Origin of the sequence: Bordetella sp. N (assembly GCF_001433395.1) — a bacterium.
Lineage (GTDB): Bacteria > Pseudomonadota > Gammaproteobacteria > Burkholderiales > Burkholderiaceae_B > Bordetella_C.
Map to the genome: position 1 here is coordinate 3,320,198 of NZ_CP013111.1, position 25,192 is coordinate 3,345,389.

Consider the following 25,192-nt stretch of genomic DNA (forward strand, 5'->3'; position numbering starts at 1 on the left):
CCCCTGCTGACAGAACCCCGTGCCTACCGGCACGCAGTGCCCGCCTGACTGGCGCGGATACGCCTGGGCGCTGCCCGGGTACGGTCCGCAAGCCGCTTGCCCTTGCCGCAGTCCGCAGACCGTGTGATCCGAGGTCACGCGCCGATATCGGCGTGTCATGACTACGGAGAACCTTCTCATGAAGCGAATGTTGTTCAACGCGACGCACCAGGAAGAACTGCGCGTCGCCATTGTCGATGGGCAAAAACTCATCGACCTGGACATTGAAACTGCCGGCCGCGAACAGCGCAAAGGCAATATCTATAAAGGCACCATCACCCGTATCGAACCCGGCCTCGAAGCCTGCTTCGTCAACTACGGCGAAGACCGCCACGGCTTCCTGCCTTTCAAGGAAATCGCGCGCAGCTACTTCAAGGAAGGCGTCGATGTCCGCACCGCCCGCATCCAGGATGCCCTGCGCGAAGGCCAGGAACTGATCGTTCAGGTTGAAAAGGAAGAACGCGGCAATAAAGGCGCCGCGCTGACCACCTTTATTTCGCTGGCCGGCCGTTACCTGGTGCTGATGCCCAACAACCCGCGCGGCGGCGGCGTATCGCGCCGGGTCGAAGGCGAAGATCGCCAGGAACTGCGCGACACGATGGATCAGTTGCAACTGCCGCAAGGCATGAGCATCATCGCCCGCACCGCCGGCATCGGCCGTAACGTCGAAGAGCTGCAATGGGACTTGTCCTATTTGATGCAACTCTGGACCGCCATCGACGGCGCGGCGCGCGACAACTCCGCGCCCATCCTGATCTACCTGGAATCGAGCCTGGTCATCCGGGCCATCCGTGACTACTTCTCGCCTGAAATCGGCGAGATCCTGATCGATACCGACGAGATCGCCGATCAAGCCACCGCTTTCATGAGCGTGGTGATGCCGGACAACGTGCACCGCGTCAAGCGCTACCGCGACGACGTGCCGCTGTTCTCGCGCTTCCAGATCGAACATCAGATCGAAACCGCCTACTCGCGCACCGTCACCCTGCCGTCCGGCGGCTCGGTGGTGATCGACCATACCGAAGCGCTGGTGGCCGTGGACGTCAACTCGGCCCGCTCCACCCGCGGCGCTGACATCGAAGAAACCGCCCTGCGCACCAACCAGGAAGCGGCCGATGAAGTGGCTCGCCAGCTGCGCCTGCGCGATCTGGGTGGCCTGATCGTCATCGACTTCATCGACATGGAGGACACCAAGAACCAGCGCGCCGTCGAACAGCGCCTGCGTGATGCCCTGCATTTCGACCGTGCCCGCGTGCAAATGGGCAAGATCTCCCGTTTCGGCCTGATGGAACTGTCGCGTCAGCGCCTGCGTCCGGCCCTGAACGAGGGTTCGCACATCACCTGCCCCCGTTGCAACGGCACCGGCGTGATCCGCGACGCGGAATCCAGCGCCCTGCACGTGCTGCGCCTGCTGCAGGAAGAAGCCATGAAGGAAAACACCGCCGCCGTGCACGCACAAGTGCCGGTGGACGTGGCCACCTTCCTGTTGAATGAAAAGCGCGCCGACATCGCCAAGATGGAAGCCCGCCTGAAGGTCAACCTGGTGCTGATCCCCAACAAGCACCTGGAAACGCCGCATCACCATATCGAGCGCCTGCGCCACGACGACCCGCGCCTGGAAGAGACCAAGGTCAGCTTCGAGCTGGCCGAGGCGCCCGCCACCGACGTCGCTTTCGCGCCCAAGGAAACGGAAGTGAAGGCCCGTCCGGAAGCGCTGGTCAAGGGCATCACGCCCTCGCAGCCCGCGCCCGTCTCGGCGGCGCCCGCGGCGCCCGCGCCTGTCGCGCCGGCTCCCGCCGGCCTGGGTGGTTTGTTCAAGCGTCTGGTGGGTTGGCTGTCCGGCGGTGAAAAGCCCGCCGCGCCCGCCGCTGCGCCGGCCGTATCCGAAGAGCCCAAGCGCGCCAACAACCGCGCCAAGTCCCGTACGCATGACGGCCAGGACCGTCGCGGCGAACGCCACGGCTCCGACCGCGGCCGTGGCCGCCGTAACGACGGCCGCAATGCCGCCGAAACGACCGAAGCCCTGACCGACGCCAACAGCCGCCACCATGTGCGCGGTGGCCGTCGTGGCGATGCCGAAAGGCCCGCCCGTGGCGAACGCAACGAGCGTGGCGACCGGGGTGACCGTGCTGAACGCGGTGAGCGTGGCGAGCGTGGTGAACGCGGCCAGCGTGATGCCGTGGCTCAGGCCGCGAACCAGGCGGTGAACCAGGCTGCCGATCAGGCCGAACGCAATCTGCCGCAGGCGGAGGCGCTGGAGGACGGTACCCCCGCCCGCCAGGGTCGTAACCGCCGTGGTCGTGGTGGCCGCAATCGCCGCGAGGAATCCGGTAGCGAAGGCGTCATGAGCGAGCAGGAAAGCATGGTGGCGGCTCTGGCCGAGACCGTGGCTGCCGCCCTGCCGCCGGATGGCGCCGACGACACCGTGGCACGTGATGCCGCCGCTGGCGAAGGCGAGACCGACGAGTTCGGCAATCCCCTCCCCGCGGATCCGGAACGCAAGCGCCGCCGTCGTCGCAGCCGTCGTGGTCGTCGCAGCCAGGAGGATGGCGTGAGTTCGGATGCCGATGGCCAGGAAGACGGCCTCGACGCATCGGAGCAAAGCGAAGAAGATCGCCTGGCCGCTGATGCCCAGGCCGCGCTGTCGGAAGTCGCGACGCCGGTGGATACCAGCAAGCCCGTGGTTCCGTCCGTTGATTCGCATGTGGCCGCACCGATCGCCGAATTGTCCGAGTCGACCGCCGAACCGGTGACCACGGCGCCCGTCGCCGTGTCCGCGCCGGTGCAGGTTGCCACGCCGGCCGAGATCGTTGCCGACACGCAGGCTGAGGCTGCTTCGGCTCCGGCCGCCGCGCCGGCTCTGGTGCCCGCACCTGTCGAGGCTGTGGCACCGGCTCCGGTCACCGCGCCGGCCGCTGTTCCCGCACCGGTTGAGGCTGTTGCGCCGGCTCCTGCTGCCGCCCCGGCTCCTGCTGCCGCCCCGGCTCCGGTCGCCGCACCTGCTGCGCCGGTCCAGGTTGCTGCTCCCGCTCCGGTTGCTGCTCCCGCTCCGGTGGCTGCACCGGCTCCGGTTGCTGCTCCGGTTGAGGCTGCTGCGCCTGCCGCGCCCGCCGCTGGTGCCAGCAAGCAATCGCTGCACGACGTGGTGAATACCGCCGGCCTGAAGTGGGTCGAGACCGATCCGGAGCGTCACGCTCAGACCCAGCAACGCATCGCGGCCACCCATGTGCCGCTGCGCCTGGGCCGCGAGCGCAAGCCCGTGACGGCGGTTTCCAGCGAGCCGTTGCAACAGGTCGAGACGCGCCGTTGATCGAATAGATCAGGCTGGTCAGCCCTGAAAACCCCGAGCGCCGGATTATTCCGGCCTCGGGGTTTTTTATCGCCTGCCGTTTGCTGGCATAGAGTATTTATTTTTAGGGAGATAAATCGAGATTACCGAAAGTAATTTGCAGGTTATCAAATCCGCAACAGCGACGGTCTGCAAACACGCCTGTAGCCGCTCGTAACGGGTAGAGCCGCAGGCGCAGAAGAACCCGCGCCGGGCGCAGCAAAAAAAGTGCGCCGCCCCAGCAGGGACGACGCACCGAAGTCCGCGCGGCGCGATCAGCTCGCTGCCGGCGCCATCATCGACTGCAACGGGTCAATCACGCCAGGCTCAACAAGGACGGAAGGTCTGCTTGTCATCGATCGACACGTTGAACACCTGGGTGAACACCGTGCGCCGTACATGGGCCAGCCGACCCGTGCGCAGGCCCACAGGGCCGGAGGCGACAGGGATCAAAGCCGCATGGCCATGGCTCGGCACGAGGCACGGGGCGTAGCCCACGAGCCCGACGGCGAAACGCCGGGACGACCGTCAAACGTCGAGCTAACCTGGAGAAAATTCGCTGTACAGAGAATATGGCATCTATGTCGAATATTCGGTATAGTTCCGTTATTCGCTGGGCAGGAAATAACGGCAGTCATGACCAAATCGACCTTCGTGGAACACGCTCTGATCGAGCAGCTCTTAGATTCACTCCGGGAGTTGCCGGACATGCATGCCGAGTTGACTCAGTCAGAACCTGCTGTTCGAGCCGCTGGTCGCGTCGACGCGAAGATTGATCTGCACGTCGCCGGTAGGTCGATTGTCTTGCTGGTTGAGGCAAAGAAGTCCGTCTATCCCCGAGATGTGCGCCAGGCGTTGTGGCAGTTGAAGTCGCTGCAGCATGGTCACTACGTCGATGTGCAGCACCTGTTGATCGCCGAGTCGCTCTCACCGGGGGCGAAGGAATTGCTCAGAGCCGAGCGCATCGGCTACTTCGACAGCGGCGGAAGCCTCTTCCTGCCGGCCCCTGGCGCCTACGTCTACATCGACAAGCCGCCTCCGAAGACTTTGGAGAAGTCGGTGCGGTCGCTCTTCTCCGGGCGGCGTGCCCAGGTTTTGTATGCGCTCCTGGTCAATCACGAGGAATGGTTTGGTGTTACCGAAGTGGCCGAACGGGCGCAGGTGGCTCCATCCACGGCCTCGGACGTACTAAGCGAGCTGGAGCGGTTCGACTGGTTGGTGTCGCGAGGACAGGGGCCGAGCAAGGAGCGGCATCTGCGAGAACCCAGCGCGTTGCTCGATGCTTGGGCGAAGCAGCTCGCCACGCAACGCGCGCCAGTGCTGCGCCGGTACTTCGTGCCCGGATTGAAATCTGATGCACTGATCGAGCGGCTCGGCCAGATGCTCGATGCGCATCAAGTCGCCTACGCGGTGAGCTACGAAGCCGCTGCACAGCGCTATACCCCCTTCTTGTCCAGCATCTCTCAGGTGCGAGTTCGACTGCTACCCAGCACCAGTACCGAGGCGGCAATGGCGGAGCTGGGTGCGCGCGTCGTCAATGAAGGAGCGAACCTCGCGGTCATCGAGACGAAGTCGGCGGGAGAACTGCTGTTCCGGCAAAACGTCGGGGGTGTTTGGCTGGCCAGTCCAGTCCAGGTTTATCTCGACCTCTTGCGCGGTGAAGGCCGCGCCAAGGAAATGGCCGAGCACTTACGCAAGGAAAGGATTGGCTTCTGATGGCAAAGCCCGCGACGTTTGATGGCTACAGCGACCAGTACACGGTGGACTGCGAACGCGTCCTTGTGACACTGCTGCGCGGACTCGGGCCGTGGAAAGAGTCGGTTTACCTGATCGGGGGGCTCACGCCGCGCTATCTTGTTGCCGCACGACCGCCGGTAGTGCCGGCGCACGCGGGCACTCTGGACGTGGACATCGTGATCGACCTGCAAATCCTGGCGGATACCGAGGCGTATCACACACTCGAAGACAACCTCAAGAAGATGGGATTCGAGCGGGCCGAGAACAGCGCCGGTACAAAGCTTTCCTGGCGTTGGCAGACCCGCACTGAACATGGCGCCTTGATGGTGCTGGAACTGCTGGCGGATGCACCGGACATCGCTGGCGGCAAGGTGCAGCCATTGCCGACCGAAGGCACGATCTCTGCACTGAATATCCCGTATTCGTCCATCGTTTTTGACCTTCACCAAGTCACCGAGATTCAGGCTGAACTCCTCGGTGGCAACGGAATCGCGACGGAACACATCAAGCATGCCAACCTGGTCAGCTTTACCTGCCTGAAGTCGTTTGCGTTCGATCAGCGCTTTGAACGCAAGGACGCGCACGATCTGATCTATTGCATTGAACACGCAGCCGAAGGACTGGACGCCGTGGCTGCGGCTTTCCACAAAGAGTGCAACGGCAAGCACGGAGCCGTCGTCGAGGCCTCGCTGGCGATCCTACGCAGCCGCTTCGCAAGCGACGAGAAAGCCGAAGGCTATCGCAAGGACGGTCCGGTGTCGGTCGCCAAGTTTGAGCTGGGCGAAGGCGACGAGCCGGAGCAACGTGAGGCGAGGACGTTGCGGCAGCGGCTAGCCTGCGACGTGATCGAACAACTCCTCGCCCGGATCGAAAAAGAACTTTAAGGGTGCGTAAAACGTGCCGACGCACTATGCATCGGAAGAGCAAGTCGCGCGAGCACTGGCACGGCTTGGCAAACCGGAAGCGGCTGCGATGGAAAGGCCATCGCAATATGGCAATGAAAAACACCCCAAAGGTCGGATTTACATCCAACTTTTGGGGTGCAGTTCAATGGCCAGGGCTTTTCTTGACCAATGCCGCCAAACCGGCGGCGCGGTCGATCAGAACAGGTACGTGTACGTCACCTGGGTCACATCCAGCCCCGGGTTCGGGCGCTTGATGCTCGCGTTCGAGAAGTGCGAATAACGCAGGCTGATACGGTTGTGCTGGTCGAACTGGAAGCCCAGGCCGATGTGATCGCCGAACTGGTACGCCGTGCTGATGGTCTCGCCAGCAAACTTGGTGTGGTTGAACACCGTGGCACCGACGCCGCCTTCGAAGAAGAAACGGTCGCTGACCCACCAACGGAACATCGGAATGGCATTCAACTGCCAGGCATTCGACGGATGGCCGCCACCGCTATGCGTCCACCAGTAAGCCGCGCCGAGTTCACCGGTAAGGTCAAGGCGGCCCAGGCTGCCACTGATCTGCCACAAGGGCGCGGTTTCGTAGTTGATCGCGGTACGGTTGTACTTGTCGCCCACGCCACCTTGGACACTGATACCGCCTTTGTCCTGGGCCTGCGCGGCCGGAACGGCACACGCCATCGCCAAGGCCGTCAACGCGCCTGCGACCAAGCTCTTTTTATAACCACTCTGCATGGGGGGAACTCCAACTAGCTGTTTTTCGAGGTAAACACGCGTTGTAAATTATCAGAAAAAACTTACAACGACCATTAGACCAAGGCGTACTTGACCCAGGCGGGCGAGAAAGCCACGAAATAGTGTTTTCGAAAATACGCACCAATCGCGGCGCATTATCCATTTGACTTCCTCGCGCGGCGCGCCTTTAGCACGTAGCGTGCCTGGCACAGCCGCCCGAGTCACATAGATGGCGATCAGGCCGTCAGCACTTCAGCCGGTTGCCGCGTCAACAGCGCCAGCAGACGAGCGATCTCGTCACGCAGTTGGCGGCGATCCACCACCATGTCGATGGCGCCCTTCTGCAGCAGGAATTCCGCGCGCTGGAAGCCTTCCGGCAATTTCTCGCGCACGGTCTGTTCGATCACGCGCGGGCCGGCAAAACCGATCAGGGCCTTGGGCTCGGCGATGACGACGTCGCCCATGAAGGCAAAGCTGGCCGACACGCCGCCCATGGTCGGATCCGTCAGCACGCTGATGAAGGGCAGTTGTTCAGCCGCCAGACGCGTCAGCATGGCATTGGTCTTGGCCATCTGCATCAGGGACAGCAGGCTTTCCTGCATGCGCGCGCCACCCGAGGCGGCCACGCAGATGAAAGGCGTTTTCTGGTCCAGGGCGGCCTGGGCGCCGCGCGCGAAGCGCTCGCCCACCACCGAGCCCATGGAGCCCCCCATGAACTCGAACTCGAAGCATGCCAGCACGGCCGGCACACCCTTGATCGAGCCGCTGACCACGACCATGGCATCCGTTTCACCGGTCTGCTTGACGGCTTCGGCCAGACGTTCCGGATACTTGCGCGAGTCCTTGAACTTCAGGGAGTCGACCGACCGGATGGACTGGGCGTATTCGACCCGGCCTTCCAGGTCCAGCAGGGAATCGACGCGGGCGCGCGCGCCGATGCGCATATGGTGGTCGCACTTCGGGCAGACGTGCAGATTGGCCGCGAGGTCCTCGTTATAGAGCACCGATTCGCAGGACGGGCACTTGACCCAGAGACCTTCCGGCACGCGCCGCGCGGTGGGTTCGGCGGTCTTGTTGATGCGCGGCGGCAGGAGTTTTTCGATCCAGCTCATTGTGACTTTTATCCTGGTGGGGGAAGGCGGCCGATCAGGCGACCGCGGGGTCCCGTTTGACGTTGTCCAGCGCCTGGCGGATGCTGCTCAGCCAGTTGCCGGCGGCGGTGGCGGCGGCATCGGTCTGGCCGGCCGCGGGCACGCCTTCGATGGCTTTTTCCATGGTCTCGATCAGCTTGCTGCCGATCACCACGGCGTCGGCGACGCGCGCCACGCGCTGGGCGCTGTCGGCGTCGCGAATGCCGAAACCGACGCCCACGGGAATGTGGACATGGCGGCGGATGGCGGCCAGCTTGGTCGCCACGTCATCGGTGTCGATGTTGCCGGCGCCCGTCACGCCCTTGAGCGAGACGTAATAGGCGTAACCGCGCGCCACCTTGCCGACGGCCTCGATGCGGGCCTCGGTGCTGGTGGGCGCCAGCAGAAAGATGGGGGCCATGCCCTTGGCGCCCAGAAGATCGGCGAACTGGCGCACTTCTTCGGGCGGGTAATCGACCACCAGAACGCCGTCGACGCCGGCGGCGGCCGCCGCTTCGACGAAGGCGACCTGACCCATGGCTTCGATGGGATTGGCATAACCCATCAACACCACGGGCGTGTCATCGTTCTCGCGGCGGAAGCTGGCCACGGCGTCCAGCACCTTGCGCAGGCTCATGCCCTGGGCGATGGCGCGCTCGGTGGCGCGCTGGATGACGGGGCCGTCGGCCATGGGGTCGGAAAACGGCACCCCCAGCTCGATGACGTCGGCGCCAGCGCCAACCAGGGCGTGCATCAGCGGGACGCAGGAAGCCGGCGACGGGTCGCCGGCGGCGATGTAGGGAATCAGGGCGGCACGGCCGGCCGCCTTGGTACGGGCAAAGGCGGCGCCAATGCGATCTTTTTGTACGGTCATGCTGTTCAGCTCACCCGTGAATTACAGCTGCAGGCCGGCGCGCTCGGCGACGGTGTGCATGTCCTTGTCGCCGCGGCCCGACAGATTGACCAGAATGATCTTGTCCTTGGGCAGGGTCGGCGCCAGGCGGATCGCGTGGGCGATCGCGTGCGAGGACTCCAGCGCGGGCATGATGCCCTCGATACGGCAGCAATCGTGGAAAGCGCTGAGCGCTTCGTCGTCGGTGACGCCGACGTAGCTGGCGCGGCCGCTGTCCTTGAGCCAGGCGTGTTCCGGGCCGACGCCAGGATAATCCAGGCCGGCCGACACCGAATGCGTTTCCTGCACCTGGCCGTTCTCGTCCTGCATCACGTAGGTGCGGTTGCCGTGCAGCACCCCAACCTGCCCGGCGGCGATGGACGCCGCGTGGCGGCCGCTGTCCATGCCCTCGCCAGCCGCTTCGACGCCGATCAGCTGGACGTTTTCATGCGGGATGTAGGGGTGGAAGATGCCCATGGCATTGGAGCCGCCGCCGACGGCCGCGACCACGTAGTCGGGCTGCTGGCCGGTCTCTTGCGGCATCTGCGTCAGGCACTCGTTGCCGATCACCGTCTGAAAGTCGCGCACCATGCGCGGATAGGGGTCAGGCCCCGCCACCGTGCCGATGATGTAGAAGGTGTTGGCGATGTTGGTGACCCAGTCGCGCATGGCTTCGTTGAGCGCGTCCTTGAGCGTACGCGAGCCCGAATTCACCGGCACCACCGTGGCGCCCAGCAGCTTCATGCGGTAGACGTTGGAGGCCTGACGGCGCACGTCCTCGCTACCCATGTAGACCACGCACTCCATGCCGTAGCGCGCCGCGACGGTGGCCGTGGCCACGCCGTGCTGGCCGGCGCCGGTTTCGGCGATCACGCGCGGCTTGCCCATGCGGCGGGCCAGCAGCGCCTGGCCGATGCAGTTGTTGACCTTGTGCGCACCGGTATGGTTCAGGTCTTCACGCTTGAACCAGATCTGCGCGCCGCCCAGTTCCTGCGACCAGCGACGAGCGTGGTACACCGGCGTGGGGCGACCCACGAAGTGCTTGAGTTCGTAGGCGAACTCTTCCATGAAAAGGGGATCGGCGCGGTAATGGTCATAAGCCGCGCGCAATTCATCCAGGGCGTGCATCAGCGTTTCCGCGACGAACACACCACCGTAGGGTCCGAAATGCCCTTGGGCATCGGGAAGATCGTAAGGTTTCACCAGGCTTCTCCCGCCACGATGCGACGCCTATGGCCGCATCGCCAGCTTGGCGGCCCACCCTGGATCGGGCAGTGCCACCGACTTAGCAACCGGCTATTTTACCCGAGCAGCGCCGTTTGCCGGTTGCCGGCTGCCACCGGGCCTTGCCCCGGCCGCGTGGCCGGGCAGTCCCGAAGGCTGATTACAGGGACTGCCCCACCCGCCGGAGGAAGCCGACACAAGCCGCCAGCTGGTCCAGCGCCACGTATTCGTCGGGTTTGTGGGCCTGCACGATGTGGCCCGGACCGCATACGACGGTGGGAATGCCTATCCCCTGGAACAGGCCGGCTTCGGTGGCATAGGCCACTTTGCGCGTCGCCGTGTCGCGGGTCAGCGCACGGACCAGCTCGGTGATGGCGGCCTGCTCCGAGACCTCCAGGCCGGGCGCGGCGGGGCCGGTTTCGATTTCCACCCGCGCTTGCGGGAATTCCGCGCGCATGCGCGGCAGCAACTGGTCACTGACATAGCGCTGGATGTCCGCCTGGATGTCCTGGGGCGACATGCCGGGCAGATTGCGGAATTCGTAGCTGAACTCACACGCGTCGGGAATGGTGTTGACCGCGATGCCGCCCTGGATCTGATTGGTGGTCAGGGTGGAGAACGGCACGTCGAAGAACTGGTCGTAGGGGCCCTTGGCGCGATAGGCGTCGGCCAGGTCGCGGATGTGGCAGATCAGGCGCGCGGCGTGTTCGATGGCATTGCAGCCCTGCGGCGTCAGCGACGAATGCGCGGCCTTGCCGTGGACCCGGCAACGGAAGACGTTGATGCCTTTGTGCGCCACGACCACCTGCATGCCGGTCGGCTCGCCCACCACGCAGCCTTCCGGCTGGACGCCGCGCTCGCGCAAGTCCGCCAGCAGGGACGGCGCACCGGCGCAGCCGACTTCCTCGTCATAGGAAAACGCCAGATGCAGCGGTTTCTTGCGGGGCATGGCCAGGAATTCCGGCACCAGGGCCAGCGACGCGGCGATATAGCCCTTCATGTCGCAGGCGCCGCGACCGTACAGCCGCCCTTCCCGCTCCTGCAGCGCGAAGGGGTCGGAGGACCAGTTCTGCCCATCCACGGGCACCACGTCAGTGTGGCCGGACAGCACGATGCCGCCCTGGGTGCCGCCGTCCTGGGCAGGCAAGGTGGCGAACAGATTGGCCTTGTTGCGCTCGGCGTTATGCACCAGCACGGCGTCGACACCTTGCCGCCGGAGCGAATCGCGCACGGTTTCGATGAGGGCCAGGTTGGAGTTGCGGCTGGTCGTGTCGAAGGCGACCAGCTGTTCCAGCCAGGCGCGGGTCTGCGTATCGGCGTCCTGGATGGACGGCTTGCTAGTGTCCGTTGCGGACACGATGTTCGAGGTTTCCATGGCCAGACTGACCCTGCGTAGGCGAAACAGCCAGTTTAGGGCGGCCGGGGCAAGGCCGTCCATTCACCGCATATAACCTTGCCTGGCGTCCGGGTTGCCCGCATACGGGCTGCCGGCGCCCGGGCTTCCGGCATCCGGGCCGTCAGCGGCCGGCTATTTGCGGCCCGCGCTGGTCACGCCGGTGACTTCGGTCAGCGCCACCAGCGCGCGACTGAGGGCTTCGCCATCCGGCACTTCGACGGTGAAAACCATATGCGCCAGCGAGCTGCGGCTTTGCGTATTGACGCCGATGACGTTCAGCCGCAGGCGGGCGAACACTTCGGACAGGTCGCGCAACAGGCCGGACCGGTCATGCGCCCGGATGCTGACGTCGACCGGGTACAGGGTCCCGCCGGTCTTGCCCCAGGTGACTTCGATGACCCGTTCCGGCTCGCGGCTGGCCAGGGCGGCATAGCTGTGGCAATCGGTGCGATGGATGGACACGCCCCGGCCGCGTGTGACGAAGCCCGAGATGGTGTCCGGCGGCGCCGGCCGGCAGCAGCGCGCCAGCTGGGTCATCAGCGAACCCACCCCGACCACCAGCACGCCGCTCTTGCCGCTCTTTTCCGTGCTTTCCGCCCGGCTGGCGTGCGTGACGACCTGCGGTTCCTGCGGCTCCCCTGTCCCGGGCTGCTGGAAGACGGTGTCGATCTGGCGCAGGCTGAATTCGTCCTTGGCGGCCGCCAGGTACAGATCGTCCGCGCGGGCGAACCCCAGTTGCTGCGCCAGCTGCTCCAGATTGACGGCCGTCTTGCCCAGCCTTTGCAGTTCCTTTTCCACCAGGGCCTGGCCCTGGGTGATGCGCTGCTGCAGCTCGATGGCATTGAACCAGGCGCGCACCTTGGACCGCGCGCGCGGGCTGGCCAGGAAACCCAGTTGGGGATTGAGCCAGTCGCGCGAGGGGCCGCCTGCCTTGGCGGCCACGATTTCCACGGTCTGGCCGGTGGCCAACTGCGTCTGCAAGGGCACCAGTTGCCCGTCGACCCGCGCGCCACGGCAGCGGTGGCCCAGGTCGGTATGCAGGTGATAGGCAAAGTCCACCGCCGTCGAACCGGCCGGCAGTTCGATCACCCGCGCCTGGGGGGTCAGCACATAGATGTGCTCGCCGCTGTCGGCGTCGGTACGCTTGGCCGCCTTGCGCGCAGTGGCCGCGGCGGGCGTGGCGGGCGCGACGGCGGTCTCTTCCACCGTTTCCACGTCGGAATTCCAGGCCAGCAGTTGGCGCATCCACGCCAGTTGACGGTCGTAATCGCTGGACGCAGACACCTGGCCGCCGCGCGCGCCGGCTTCCTTGTAGCGCCAGTGCGCGGCCATCCCGTATTCGGCGAACTGATGCATTTCGCGCGTGCGGATCTGCACTTCGAAGGGCTTGCCGTCCGCATCCGCCACCACCGTGTGCAGGGAGCGATAGCCGTTCGGCTTGGGGCGCGAGATGTAGTCGTCGAATTCCTGCCCCACCGGCGTCCACATGGCGTGCACCAGGGCCAGCGCGGCATAGCAGTCGCGCACGTCGCCGACGATGACACGCAGGGCGCGCAAGTCGTACAGGTGCGAGAAGTCCAGCTTCTTGACTCGCATCTTGTTCCAGATGCTGTAGATATGCTTGGGCCGGCCGCTCACTTCCGCGACGATGCCCGCTTTCTCCAGCGCCTCTTCCATGCGCGCCACGGCGCCGCGGATGAAGGCTTCGCGTTCGATGCGCTTTTCTTCCAGCAGCTTGGCGATCTGCTTGTAGCGGTCTGGATCGGTGAAGCGGAAGGCCAGGTCTTCCATCTCCCATTTGATCTGCCAGATACCCAGGCGATTGGCCAGCGGCGCGTACAGGTCCAGGGTCTCGCGCGCCAGGCGTGGGTCGCAGGGGACCTTGGTCGCCGCGTGCCAGCGCAGGCTCTGCAGCCGCGAAGCCAGCCGCATCAGCACGATGCGCAGGTCGGCGGCCATGGCCAGCAGCATCTTGCGCTGCATTTCCTTTTGCGTGCCGGTGTCGGCGGCGCTGTCGCTAGCGTGGCGGGCCATCACGCCCAGGCGCAGCAGCGCGTGCGCGCCCTGCACCAGGCGCGCCACATCGTCGCCGAATTCCGCCGCGACGGGATCGATGCGCAGGTTTTGCGGGGGTGTCTGAAGATCGGCGGGCAAGGCGGCCAGCACGGCCGCGACGCGGGTGGCGGCGTCCGTATGCAGGCTGGCCAGCACGCGGGCGACACCCGCGGCATGGACGTCCAGGGGTTCGCCGGTGATGGATTGCTGGCCGGCGAAGCGATCGGCGACCGAACGGGCCGCGCGTTCCAGCTGCGCGCGCCCGGCCGCGTCCAGGCCTGCCGCGGCGGCGTCGAGCCAGGCGGCATCGAGGCCGACGCCGGAATCGGTGGCGCCGGCGGGCTGCGGGGATTCAGGAGCGGAAGGCGCGGACATCGACGGCGGGGACAACGGGAACCGGTTAAGAGTTTGACACTCTACACTAAGCAGATGGCGCTTTCGGCGGGACGGACCATCACGCTTTGCGTCAGGTCATGCACTTGTCGGCATGTGCCGCGCCGGCGGGCGTCTGGGCAGCCCCCCTGCTGCCCTGGCGGGCCTGGCCGCAGGCTGTCAGGGACGTGGCGCGGCACGGGCGCGGACCGCTCGCCACTGGCGGCGCGACGTTACACCAAAAGAACATAAACCAGGATCAACGAATCATGTTTCGATGGCTCAAGGGCCGCGGCGCCCGTGCCGCGCAGGTGGACGAGGTCCGGGCGCGCGTTCCCGCGGAATTGTGGGAACAGGTGCTGGACGCGTTTCCCTTCCTGTATCCGCTGACGGAGGCGCAGCAGGCCAGCCTGCTCGACCGCGCGGCCTGGGTGCTGGCCAGCAAGACCATGAACGGCGCGGGCGGTCTGGAACTGACCGATTTCATGCGCCTGTGCATCGCCACCCAGGCCGCCCTGCCCATTCTTGAGCTGCCCCCTGAACTGTACGAAGGCTGGGACGAGATCATCGTCTATCCCGGCGGATTCTCGATCCCGCGGCAGCGCGAGGACGAGGACGGCGTGGTCCATGAATACGAGGAAGACGCGGCCGGCGAGGCCTGGGACGGCGGCCCGGTGCTGATTTCCTGGGAGGATGCGCGGCTGGCGGAGGGCGGCTACAACGTCGTCATCCATGAGTTCGCCCACAAGCTGGACCTGCTGACGGGCGCCGCCGACGGCATTCCCAGCCTGGCGGGACGGCGCGACATCGACGGCCGGGCCTGGCGGCGCGTGCTGGAAGACAGCCTGGAAAAATTCACCCAGGCCCTGGAAGAGGTCGAAGCGGCCATTCCCTCCGATGTGGATCCGGAAGGGCCGGATGCCGAAGAATGGTACGGCCGACTGCCCCTGGACCCGTACGCGGCCACCGACGAGGCGGAATTCTTCGCGGTCAGCTCGGAGAGTTTTTTCGCGGATCCGGCGGCCTTGGCCGACGCCATGCCCGACTGGTATGCCCTGCTGCGCGCCTACTATCGCCAGGATCCCCTGGCGCGGCTGGAAGCGTACGAACAGCGGCAGACGCCATGAACGCCAGAGACCTGGCGACCAAGGCAGCAAGGTGCCGACCATGAACAACGCCCCGCTTCTATTGATCGTCTGGCATAGCCGTACTGGCGCGGCCCAGGCCATGGCGCAAGCCGCCGCCGACGGCGCGCGTGATGTCGCCACCTGGGCAGCGAATGAGCAGGCAGCCGAGCCTGCGCAGCCGGGGACCAAGCCTGGATCCAGCGCGGCCACCGGCGCGGCGGGCGACAACGTGCTGCGGGTCAGCCTGATGCAGGCGGACGATGTCCGGATCGACGATTTGCTGGAAAGCGATGCTTATCTATTCTGCGCGCCGGAAAACCTCGGCAGCTTGAGCGGGGCCATGAAGGAATTCTTCGATCGCTGCTACTACGGCGCCCTGGATGCGGACGGCGGCAGCTTGATCGGCGGTCGCCCCTACGGCCTGATGATCAGCGCCGGCAGCGATGGCAGCGGTGCGGCCCGGCAGGCGGAACGCATCTGCACCGGCTGGCGGCTGCGCCAGGCCGCGGCGCCTCTCATCGCGCGCAACGGCGCGCAGACCCCGAGCCAGATTCTGGCCCCCAAAATCGTGGCGCCCGCTATCCTGCAAGACTGCAAGGACCTGGGCGGATTATTGGCGGGACTGCTGCTCATGGGCAGCTAGGCAAGCCGACAGCGGCAGGCTCCGCAGCCCGGAACGCCCGCCCAGGCCGCAGGCCCGCCTCGCTGGAAGCCCCCAACCGGAAGGCTCCCCGGGCCAGCCCCCCCAAAGACAAAGGCACCGCCTTGACGGTGCCTTGATCCTCGCATCGCAGGCCGCGACGGGCCCGCGCGACGCGCCATCGAAACGACTTAGCCGACGGCGGCGGTGACGACGATCTCGACCTTGTAGTCGGGATTGGCAAGGCGGCTTTCGACCGTGGCACGCGGAGGCGCGTTGCCGGCGGAAACCCAGGCGTCCCACGCCTTGTTCATGCCGTCGAATTCCTTCATGTTGGTGATGAAGATCTGGGCCATCAGGATGCGCGACTTGTCGCTGCCGGCTTCGGCCAGCAGCTTGTCGATCGTCGCCAGGACCTGGGCGGTCTGGCCGGTGATGTCCAGGGTGGCGTCATCCGGCACCTGACCAGCCAGGTAGGCGACGCCGTTGTAGACGGCCATATCCGACAGACGCTTGGCGACATTGGTGCGTTTGATGCTGCTCATGGGTGATCCTCCTGTTGAAACCGACGATTATCGCCGCCATCGGCCGGCGAAAGAAAGCAAAGACGGGAAAGCAGAGACCGGAAAACGGGGGGGCCTTCCCCCTTCACTTCCCGGCCGGCAAGGGCGGCAGGTCGAACACCTGGCGCAGGTAGGCCAGATAGGCCGGATCGTCGCACATGGTCTTTTCCGGCGCGTCCGACACCTTGGCCACCGGTTGGCCATTGCAGCGAACCATCTTCATGACGATCTGCAGGGGCTGGTGCCCCAGGTCATTGGTCAGGTTGGTGCCGATGCCGAACGACACGCGGCAGCGCCCCGCGAAGCGACGCGCCAGCTCGATGGCCTTGGGAAAGGTCAGGGAGTCGGAAAACACCAGGGTCTTGGTGCGCGGGTCGACCCGGTTGGACCGATAGTGCTCGATCATGCGCTCGCCCCAGACGAAGGGATCGCCCGAATCGTGGCGCGCGCCGTCGAACAGCTTGCAGAAATACATGTCGAAATCGCGCAGGAAGGCATTGGTGCCGTAGACGTCGGACAGCGCGATGCCCAGATCGCCGCGATATTCCTTGGCCCAGACTTCCAGGGCGAATACCTGCGAATCGCGCAAGCGCGGCCCCAGGGCCTGGCAAGCCTGCAGGTATTCATGCCCCATGGTGCCCAAGGGCAGCACATTGTGTTGGCGCGCCAGGGCGACGTTGCTGGTACCGGCGAAGATCTTGCCCATGGAGGCCTTCATGGTGGCCACCACTTCCTGGTGCCAGGCCTTGGAGAAACGCCGCCGCGTGCCGTACTCGGCGACGCGAAAATCGACCATGCTGGGGTCGTCGACCACCAGGCTGACCTTGGATTGCAGCCGCGCGCGGCCTTCGGTCAGGTCGGGGTGCCGCTTGGTATTGCGGAAATACACCTCGTTGACGATGGCCAGGACGGGGATCTCGAACAGGATGGTGTGCAGCCACGGCCCCTTGACCGTGATGTCGATCTCGCCATCCAGCTTGCCCTCGGTCACATGAATGCAGCGCTCGGGCAGATGGAACAGTTCGAGGAAATCGATGAAATCGCTCTTGATGAAGCGCAGGCTACCCAGATAGTCCAGCTCGTCGCGGGTGAAGCGCAATTCGCACAGGCCGCGGATTTCCTCGCGTATCTCTTCGATATAGGGCCGCAGGTTGATACCGGGGTTGCGGCACTTGTACTGATATTCGACTTGAGCAGCAGGGAAGTGATGCAGCACCACCTGCATCATGCTGAACTTATACAAATCAGTATCGAGCAAAGAACTAATAATCATATAGAACCCCCCCGTACCGCGCGGAGCGCGGCCCCCCAGGGGGCGCCACTGGCGGACCGGGGGACCCGGCTCCGCGGTGTCCCCGCTCGGGCCCAGGTTCTTGCTATGTATGTCTTCATATAGGCCCGCAACGGCGTAGCGCTCCCGTATCCCGACAGGGATCAGGTCTTGAGCTTTTGTCTCTGGTTGGCGCGATCGAAATAGTGATCGTTAGCAATGGGGGCAACCATAGCACAGCGCCCAGGGGCGCGCCGGGGGCGTCTATGACCCGGCCAGGGTTATCCCAGGAGCTTTTTGCCGGGTGCGGGTAAAATCCCCCTTTTCGCGGATAAATAAACACCCGGAGTTCCACCGCATGACCCACGTCGTTACCGAAAACTGTATCAAATGCAAGTACACCGACTGCGTGGATGTGTGCCCCGTCGATTGTTTCCGCGCGGGCCCGAACTTCCTGGTCATCGATCCCGATGAGTGCATCGACTGTGCGGTGTGCATTCCTGAATGCCCGGCCAACGCGATCTATGCGGAAGAAGACGTTCCGCAGGATCAACTGCAGTTCATCGCGCTGAACGCCGAACTGTCGCCGGAATTCCAAAGCATCAGCCGCGCCACCAAGCCGCTGCCCGATGCCGACGAATGGAACGGCAAGCCGGACAAGCTGCAGTACCTGGAAAAGTAAAAGTCACGGGCGGGCGGGTCGCCTTCCCGCCCGAACTCCCGCCCGAATTCCTGATGACCGACGCATCCAAATACACGCGCCAAACCGTTACCGAAGTCCGCCAGTGGGTCCCCGGCAAGCTGTTTTCGCTACGGGTGACCCGGGATCCTGCGTTCACCTTCAAGGCCGGCCAGTTCGCCCGCGTGGGTCTGCCCGCGGCCAGCGCACCCGGCGCCGACACCAGTTCCGCCCCGGCCGATGACGCGCCCACCTTGTGGCGCGCCTACTCCATGGTTTCCGGTCCCCTGGAAGATGAGCTGGAGTTCTACTCCATCGTCGTGCCCGAAGGCGAGTTCAGCCCGCGCCTGGCGCAATTGCGCGTGGGCGACAGCCTGTACATCGAAAAGAACCCCTATGGCTTCCTGACCATAGACCGCTTCGTTCCGGCCGCGCCCGTGGCGGCAGATGCGCCCGCCGCGGACGCGGCGGAGGCGACACCAGCCGCGGACGCCACCCAGGCAGCCGCCGCGCGCGCCGCTACACAGCAGGCAGCCGGCGCGACCCTGGGCTGCCCCGGCACGTGCGCCGACACCAAGCCCGACCTGTGGCTGATCGCCACCGGTACCGGCCTTTCGGCCTATCTGTCCATCCTGCGCGATCCGGCGACCTGGACCTCGTTCCGCCGCCTTATCGTCGTCCATGGCGTGCGGCATGCCGAAGAACTGGCTTATCGCCAGGAAATCGAGGGCTGGTCCAGCCTGCCGGAATTCGCCGCCATCCACCGCGCCGACCCGCGCAAATTGATCTATCTGGCCGTCGCCACGCGCGAGGCCCTGCCCGGCATGCCCGCCGAACGCCTGACCACGCTGATCGCCGACGGCCGCCTGGAACAGCTCACCGGCGAGCGCCTGGACCCCAAGCAAGCCCGGGTCATGCTCTGCGGCAACCCCGAAATGCTGTCGGCGGCACGTAAACTGCTTGGGGAGATGGGGTTCGCCCCGGGCCGGCGCGGCATCCCCGGCAACCTGGCAGTGGAAAATTACTGGTAATTTCACGGCCGGCTGCAGGGTGTCGTAAATGGGTCCGGATCAGCATTTCCCGTTTTAGCAACAGAATCGGCCACCTAGCGGACTGACGAGCCATGGATTTGGCTATATATTCGTGCCGCGGCGCAATAATGCGGGCGTATATATGGAGCGTCAGGGCTCCAAATGACCTGACGTCTCACCTTATCCAGGCGTACCGCCGCAGCGGATACCTGGCCAGAACGAAAGGATTTCCTCCTTATGCTGTACGAATTGCATGAGTTGCAGCGCGCCTTCCTGACGCCCTTCGCCGCTTTCACCGAGGCGAGCTCCCAGCTCTTCTCCAATCCCTATAGTCCCTGGGCCTATACGCCCGTCTCGCGCCAGATGGCCGCGGGCTACGAGCTGATGCATCGCATCGGCAAGGAATACGAGAAGCCCCACTGGGACCTGCCCACCACGGAAGTCGATGGCGAGAAGGTCAAGATCATCGAGAAAGTGGCGGTGGACAAGCCCTTCTGTCGCCTGATCCACTTCCAGCGCGAAGGCCGTGTCATGGCCAAGCGCAAAAAGGATCCGACCGTGCTGCTGGTCGCCCCCATGTCGGGACACCACGCCACCTTGCTGCGCGATACGGTGCGCGCCCTGTTGCCGAATCACGACGTGTATGTGACCGACTGGACGGACGCCCGCATGGTGCCCATGTCGGAGGGTCCGTTCCATCTGGACGACTATGTTTATTACGTCCAGGACTTCCTGCATTTCCTGGGCGCCGACACCCATGTGATCTCGGTGTGCCAACCGACGGTGCCGGTGCTGGCGGCGATCTCGCTGATGGCCAGTGCCGACGATCCCTGTCAGCCGCGCAGCATGATCATGATGGGCGGCCCCATCGATCCGCGCCAAAGCCCGACCCAGGTCAACAACCTGGCGATGACCAAGCCCTATTCCTGGTTCGAAACCCAGGTCATCCATCGCGTGCCGCCCCGGTATCCGGGCGCCGGCCGCCTGGTGTATCCGGGCTTCCTGCAGCATGCCGGCTTCGTCGCGATGAATCCGGACCGCCACATGAAGTCGCACTATGACTTCTACCTGGACCTGCTGCGCGGGGATGACGACGACGCCGAAGCCCACCGCCGCTTCTACGACGAATACAACGCCGTGCTGGACATGTCCGCGGAGTTCTACCTGGACACCATCCGCATCGTGTTCCAGGAGTTCCAATTGCCGCGCGGCAAGTGGAAAGTGGGTGGCAAGCTGGTCAAGCCTTCCGACATCAAGAAGACGGCGCTGTTGACCATCGAAGGCGAGCTGGACGATATCTCGGGCCAGGGCCAGACGCGTGCCGCGCAGGACCTGTGCAGCGGCATTGCCGCCGCCAACAAGGCGCATTACACCGCTGAGGGCGCCGGCCATTACGGCATTTTCTCCGGCCGCCGTTGGCGCCAGATGATCTGCCCTAAAATCGGCGAATTCATCCGGCAACACGCCTGATCCGCTGCGTACCCGCGGTGTGGTGCAAAAGGGGCCTGGCGCCCCTTTTGCATTTTTACTGAAGCGCTTCCTTCCTTTATGTCCGACTTATCCCTGGCCGATCGCATCGATGCGCTGTTGCCGCAAACGCAATGCACCAAGTGCGGTTACGACGGCTGTCGGCCCTATGCCGCGGCGATGGCCGACGGCACGGCGCCGATCAATCGATGTCCACCGGGCGGCGACGCCGGCATCCAGGCCTTGGCCGAGTTGCTGCGCACGCCGCCCGTCGCACTGGACACCACTTGCGGAGAACATGGCCCTTTGCTGCTGGCCGTGATCGACGAACAGCATTGCATAGGCTGTACGCTGTGCATCAGCGCCTGTCCGGTCGACGCCATCGTCGGCGCCAACAAGCGCATGCACACGGTGCTGGACGACTTGTGCACAGGCTGCGATCTTTGCGTGGCGCCCTGTCCGGTCGATTGCATCGCCATGGTGCCGGCGGACCGCGCGTGGACGCCGGCCGATGCGGATGCGGCGCGCGCGCGGCATGATCAACGCCAGGCGCGACTGGAAGCGCCGCCGCGCGATGCGGGCCGCGCCAATCCCGTGCGGACGCGCGGCACGCTGGGCGCGCCCCTCACGCACGATGCCGAGAACGAAGACGACGCGCCCGCGGCGGACATAACCGTGACCGCCAGCGCGGACGACGCGGATGCGCGCAAGCGCGCGGCCATCGCCGCCGCGCTGGAACGCGCGCGTGCCCGCCGCGCGGGTGGCAAGCCCACGTAAGAGACGGACGATGAATCCCGCCAAACGCCTCGAAATCTTTACCCGCCTGCAAGCCGCCAATCCCACGCCTGAAACGGAACTGGAATACACCACGCCGTTCCAGCTGCTGATCGCGGTGCTGCTGTCGGCGCAGGCCACCGACAAATCGGTGAACATCGCCACGCGCAAATTCTTTCCCCATCACGGCACGCCGCAAGGGTTGGTGGACCTGGGGGAAGAAGGTGTGGCTGAGTACATCAAGACCATCGGTCTCTATCGCAACAAAGCGAAGAACGCCGTGGCGACCGCGCGCATCATTCTTGAACAGCACGGCGGCCAGGTGCCCGAGACACGCGAAGCCCTGGAAGCCTTGCCCGGCGTCGGCCGCAAGACCGCCAACGTGGTGTTGAACACGGCGTTCCGCCAGGTCGCGATGGCGGTCGATACGCATATCTTCCGCGTGTCCAATCGCACCAACCTGGCGCCCGGCAAGGACGTGCTGGCCGTCGAACTGAAGCTGATGAAGGTCGTGCCCAAGGAATTCCTGCTGGACGCGCACCACTGGCTGATCCTGCACGGCCGCTACGTCTGTGTGGCACGCACGCCGAAATGCCCGCAGTGCGGGATTGCCGACTTGTGCGAATACAAGCAGAAGACAGTAGCGTGACACGCCACCGGCGTGTAACCCGCCGGGCCCCGCCGTTATACATATAAGCAATAAACGTCGGCGCATCTTGTATGCACGCCAGGCGCCGCTTCATCGAGGCGGCGCCTGATCATGTGACCCCCGCCACTGCGCATGCCTTGCGCCGCAACAGCATGCGGCGGGTAACGCCGTGATTGGCCGCGTTCCCGGCCGGCGCGCCGCAGCATATCGGCGCCGATTCAGCCGTCCTTAACCTATGTAAAACCCCCATAGAATTTTGTTGCGCCCATCCGCATACTCGCCGCAACAAATAAAGATTTGGTGCTTACTACATGGACGACACCATCCTGGAGACACAAAGCCTGACCAAGGAGTTTCGTGGCTTCGTTGCCGTAAAAGGCGTGAATTTGCAGGTCCGGCGCGGGCATATCCATGCCCTCATCGGCCCGAACGGCGCCGGCAAGACCACGTGCTTCAATTTGCTGACGAAATTCCTGGCCCCCAGCGCCGGGAAGATTCTCTTCAATGGCCAGGACATCAGCAGCGAACGCCCGGCGCAGATCGCCCGCCGCGGCATCATCCGCTCGTTCCAGATATCCGCGGTATTTCCACACCTCAGTGTTTTGGAAAACGTGCGTATCGGCCTGCAGCGGAAGACGGGGCTGTCATACCACTTCTGGCGCAGCGAGAAAAAACTCCGCACCCTCGATGAGCCGGCCCGCGCGCTGCTCGAACAGGTCGACCTGACCGAGTTCGCTGACGAGACCACTGTCAACCTGCCCTACGGCCGCAAGCGCGCATTGGAAATCGCCACCACCTTGGCGATGGAGCCGGAACTGATGCTGCTGGATGAACCCACGCAGGGCATGGGCCACGAAGACGTGGACCGCGTCACGCGCCTGATCAAGCGCGTCAGCGTGGGCCGGACGGTACTCATGGTCGAACACAATATGAACGTGGTGTCCTCCATTGCCGACCGCATCACGGTACTGGCGCGCGGCGCCGTGCTGGCCGAAGGCAATTACGCCGAAGTCGCCCGCAACCCGGCGGTCATGGAAGCCTATATGGGCAGCACCGAAGGACAACTGCAAGGAGCGCACGCATGACCGCGCCCGCGCTGGAAATCACCGACCTGCACGCCTGGTATGGGGAATCGCACATCCTGCACGGCGTGAACATGAATGTGCGCCAAGGCGAAGTGGTGACCCTGCTGGGCCGCAACGGCGCCGGCCGTACCACCACCCTGCGCGCGATCCTGGGCCTGACCGGCACCCGCAAGGGCTCGGTACGCATCAACGGCACGGAATCGGCCGGCATGCCGACGTTCCGCATCGCGCATCTGGGCGTGGGTTACTGCCCGGAAGAACGCGGCATCTTCGCCAGCCTCAGCTGCGAGGAAAACCTGCTGCTGCCGCCCCCCGTGGGCGGCGCGCTGGGCGGCGGCATGTCGCTGGCCGAGATCTACGAGATGTTCCCCAATCTGCAGGAACGGCGCCACTCGCCAGGCACCCGCCTGTCCGGCGGCGAACAGCAGATGCTGGCGGTGGCCCGCATCCTGCGCACCGGCGCCAACCTGCTGCTGCTGGATGAGATTTCGGAAGGCCTGGCGCCGGTCATCGTGCAAGCGCTGGGACGCATGATCACGGCATTGAAGCAACGCGGCTATACCATCGTGATGGTGGAGCAGAATTTCCGCTTCGCCGCCCCGCTGGCCGACCGCTTCTACGTGATGGAACACGGCCAGATCATCGAAAACTTCGACGCCGCGCAACTCAACGAAAAACAGGAAACGCTCAACGAACTGTTGGGCGTCTGATACCTGCCACCCGCCGGCACGACCGGCACCCCCTTACAAGAGGGAGAGGAGTCAACATGAAGCTGCATACCCTAACGGCTGCACTGGCCCTGGCCGGCATCGGCGCAATCAGCCTGCCCGCGCAGGCCGCCGGGATTTCCGATGACGTGATCCGCATCGGTTTCGTCAGCGACCTGTCCGGTGTCTATTCGGACATCGACGGCAAGGGCGGGATCGAAGCGATCAAGATGGCGATCGAGGATGCCGGCGGCAGTATCAATGGCAAGAAGATCGAACTGGTCACGGCCGACCACCAGAACAAGGCCGACATCGCGTCGGCGCGCGCCCGCGAATGGTTCGACCAACAGAAGGTCGATGTCCTGATCGGCGGCACGAATTCCTCCACCAGCCTGGCCATGGCCCAGGTCGCGGCGGAAAAGAAGAAACCGTTCCTGGCCATCGGCGCAGGCGCGTCCGACCTGACCAACGCCCAATGTTCGCCCTACACCGTCCACTACGCCTACGACACCGTGGCGCTGGCGCGCGGGACCGGTTCGGCGGTGGTGAAGGACGGCGGCAAGAGCTGGTTCTTCCTGACCGCGGACTATGCCTTCGGCCATGCCCTGGAGCGCGACACCGCCAACGTGGTGAAGGCTTCCGGCGGCGAGGTCAAGGGCACCGTGCGCGCGCCGCTGGGCGCATCGGACTTCTCGTCCTTCCTGCTGCAAGCCCAGTCGTCCAAGGCCCAGATCCTGGGTCTGGCCAATGCCGGCGGCGACACCATCAACGCCATCAAGGCGGCCAATGAGTTCGGCATCACCCAGACCATGAAGATGGCGGGCCTGCTGGTCTTCATCAACGACATCGACTCGCTGGGCCTGCAAGCCACGCAGAACATGTATCTGACCGACAGCTGGTATTGGGATCAGTCGGACGACGCGCGGGCCTGGGCCAAGCGTTTCGAAGGCAAGATCAACCGCAAGCCGTCCAGCCTGCAGGCGGGCGACTATTCGGCGGTGTCGAACTACCTGAAGGCGGTGAAGGAAACCGGCACCGACGATGCCGACACCATCATGAAGTGGTTCAAGTCGAACAAGCTGAACGACATGTACGTGAAGAACGGCTACACCCGCGAGGACGGCCGCATGGTGCACGACATGTTCCTGATGCAGGTGAAGACGCCGAAGGAATCGAAGGGCCGCTGGGACTACTACAAGGTGGTCGCCACCCTGCCGGGCGACGAGGTCTACACCAAGCTGTCCGAATCGACCTGCAAGCTGGTCAAGAAGTAATCTTCGCTCCGCGCGCCGCCGCGCCCACGAGGCCCGGCGGCGCTTCTATGCTCGTTTAGCCTCACCCGCCCGTACAGCTGCGAGCCCCATCGGGGGCACAGCGGAGCCGGCTT

The 25,192-nt window shown here is 64.8% G+C and carries 21 protein-coding genes; 13 read left to right on the forward strand and 8 right to left on the reverse strand.

Annotated elements, in window-relative coordinates; all coding sequences use genetic code 11:
• Positions 1–178: 178 nt before the first annotated feature.
• From ASB57_RS14165 to ASB57_RS14175, 3 genes are all read left to right on the forward strand, one after another.
• Positions 179–3,349 (forward strand): Rne/Rng family ribonuclease, encoded by a 3,171-nt coding sequence (locus ASB57_RS14165; protein ID WP_057652806.1) that lies wholly within the window; start codon positions 179–181, stop codon positions 3,347–3,349.
• Positions 3,350–4,003: 654 nt separating this feature from the next.
• Positions 4,004–5,083 (forward strand): type IV toxin-antitoxin system AbiEi family antitoxin, encoded by a 1,080-nt coding sequence (locus tag ASB57_RS14170; RefSeq protein WP_057652807.1) that lies wholly within the window; start codon positions 4,004–4,006, stop codon positions 5,081–5,083.
• Positions 5,083–5,988: a hypothetical protein gene (locus ASB57_RS14175; protein WP_057652808.1), complete on the forward strand. Its 906-nt coding sequence runs from the start codon at positions 5,083–5,085 to the stop codon at positions 5,986–5,988. The genes ASB57_RS14170 and ASB57_RS14175 overlap by 1 nt, the downstream gene beginning before the upstream one ends.
• A gap of 216 nt (positions 5,989–6,204) precedes the next feature.
• Here ASB57_RS14175 and ASB57_RS14180 read toward each other — a convergent pair whose 3' ends face one another.
• The 6 genes from ASB57_RS14180 to ASB57_RS14205 form a co-directional block, all read right to left on the reverse strand.
• Positions 6,205–6,744 (reverse strand): acyloxyacyl hydrolase, encoded by a 540-nt coding sequence (locus tag ASB57_RS14180; protein WP_057652809.1) that lies wholly within the window; start codon positions 6,742–6,744, stop codon positions 6,205–6,207.
• Positions 6,745–6,980: 236 nt separating this feature from the next.
• Positions 6,981–7,856 (reverse strand): acetyl-CoA carboxylase, carboxyltransferase subunit beta, encoded by an 876-nt coding sequence (gene accD, locus ASB57_RS14185; RefSeq protein ID WP_057652810.1) that lies wholly within the window; start codon positions 7,854–7,856, stop codon positions 6,981–6,983.
• Positions 7,857–7,890: 34 nt separating this feature from the next.
• Entirely contained in the window at positions 7,891–8,748 is an 858-nt protein-coding gene (gene trpA / locus ASB57_RS14190; protein ID WP_057652811.1) for a tryptophan synthase subunit alpha, read from the reverse strand.
• 21 nt (positions 8,749–8,769) lie between these two features.
• Positions 8,770–9,969: a tryptophan synthase subunit beta gene (trpB, locus tag ASB57_RS14195; RefSeq protein ID WP_057652812.1), complete on the reverse strand. Its 1,200-nt coding sequence runs from the start codon at positions 9,967–9,969 to the stop codon at positions 8,770–8,772.
• A gap of 181 nt (positions 9,970–10,150) precedes the next feature.
• Complete coding sequence (gene argE / locus ASB57_RS14200) at positions 10,151–11,371, reverse strand: acetylornithine deacetylase (RefSeq protein WP_369822871.1); 1,221 nt, start codon at positions 11,369–11,371, stop codon at positions 10,151–10,153.
• Positions 11,372–11,518: 147 nt separating this feature from the next.
• Entirely contained in the window at positions 11,519–13,816 is a 2,298-nt protein-coding gene (locus ASB57_RS14205) for a bifunctional (p)ppGpp synthetase/guanosine-3',5'-bis(diphosphate) 3'-pyrophosphohydrolase (protein ID WP_057652813.1), read from the reverse strand.
• A gap of 266 nt (positions 13,817–14,082) precedes the next feature.
• Here ASB57_RS14205 and ASB57_RS14210 point away from each other — a divergent pair, with 266 nt between their 5' ends.
• Entirely contained in the window at positions 14,083–14,940 is an 858-nt protein-coding gene (locus tag ASB57_RS14210; protein ID WP_057652814.1) for a zinc-dependent peptidase, read from the forward strand.
• Positions 14,941–14,980: 40 nt separating this feature from the next.
• The gene (locus ASB57_RS14215; RefSeq protein WP_057652815.1) at positions 14,981–15,583 is read left to right on the forward strand and encodes a flavodoxin family protein; all 603 of its coding nucleotides are present in this window, start codon (positions 14,981–14,983) and stop codon (positions 15,581–15,583) included.
• 188 nt (positions 15,584–15,771) lie between these two features.
• Here the strand turns inward: ASB57_RS14215 and ASB57_RS14220 are convergent, their stop codons facing one another.
• Together ASB57_RS14220 and pncB are read right to left on the reverse strand one after the other, a co-directional pair.
• On the reverse strand, positions 15,772–16,125 hold the full coding sequence (locus ASB57_RS14220; RefSeq protein ID WP_057652816.1) for a RidA family protein: 354 nt from the start codon (positions 16,123–16,125) through the stop codon (positions 15,772–15,774).
• Between the two features lie 103 nt (positions 16,126–16,228).
• Positions 16,229–17,416, reverse strand: a complete 1,188-nt coding sequence (pncB, locus tag ASB57_RS14225; RefSeq protein WP_057652817.1) for a nicotinate phosphoribosyltransferase — start codon at positions 17,414–17,416, stop codon at positions 16,229–16,231.
• Positions 17,417–17,771: 355 nt separating this feature from the next.
• On the opposite strand from pncB, the gene fdxA reads away from it, so the two are divergent.
• The 8 genes from fdxA (at position 17,772) to ASB57_RS14265 (ending at position 25,079) form a co-directional block, all read left to right on the forward strand.
• Positions 17,772–18,095: a ferredoxin FdxA gene (fdxA, locus tag ASB57_RS14230; protein WP_057652818.1), complete on the forward strand. Its 324-nt coding sequence runs from the start codon at positions 17,772–17,774 to the stop codon at positions 18,093–18,095.
• Positions 18,096–18,148: 53 nt separating this feature from the next.
• Positions 18,149–19,123, forward strand: coding sequence for a ferredoxin--NADP reductase (locus tag ASB57_RS14235; protein WP_057652819.1), 975 nt, complete (start codon positions 18,149–18,151; stop codon positions 19,121–19,123).
• Positions 19,124–19,360: 237 nt separating this feature from the next.
• Positions 19,361–20,593 (forward strand): polyhydroxyalkanoate depolymerase, encoded by a 1,233-nt coding sequence (locus tag ASB57_RS14240; protein ID WP_057652820.1) that lies wholly within the window; start codon positions 19,361–19,363, stop codon positions 20,591–20,593.
• 78 nt (positions 20,594–20,671) lie between these two features.
• Positions 20,672–21,367 (forward strand): electron transport complex subunit RsxB, encoded by a 696-nt coding sequence (gene rsxB / locus ASB57_RS14245; RefSeq protein WP_057652821.1) that lies wholly within the window; start codon positions 20,672–20,674, stop codon positions 21,365–21,367.
• 10 nt (positions 21,368–21,377) lie between these two features.
• The gene (gene nth / locus ASB57_RS14250) at positions 21,378–22,013 is read left to right on the forward strand and encodes an endonuclease III (RefSeq protein WP_057652822.1); all 636 of its coding nucleotides are present in this window, start codon (positions 21,378–21,380) and stop codon (positions 22,011–22,013) included.
• Between the two features lie 311 nt (positions 22,014–22,324).
• Entirely contained in the window at positions 22,325–23,098 is a 774-nt protein-coding gene (locus ASB57_RS14255) for an ABC transporter ATP-binding protein (RefSeq protein WP_057652823.1), read from the forward strand.
• Positions 23,095–23,808, forward strand: coding sequence for an ABC transporter ATP-binding protein (locus ASB57_RS14260; RefSeq protein WP_057652824.1), 714 nt, complete (start codon positions 23,095–23,097; stop codon positions 23,806–23,808). Before ASB57_RS14255 ends, ASB57_RS14260 begins: the two co-directional genes overlap by 4 nt.
• Before the next feature lie 56 nt (positions 23,809–23,864).
• Entirely contained in the window at positions 23,865–25,079 is a 1,215-nt protein-coding gene (locus ASB57_RS14265) for an ABC transporter substrate-binding protein (RefSeq protein ID WP_057652825.1), read from the forward strand.
• Positions 25,080–25,192: the final 113 nt, after the last annotated feature.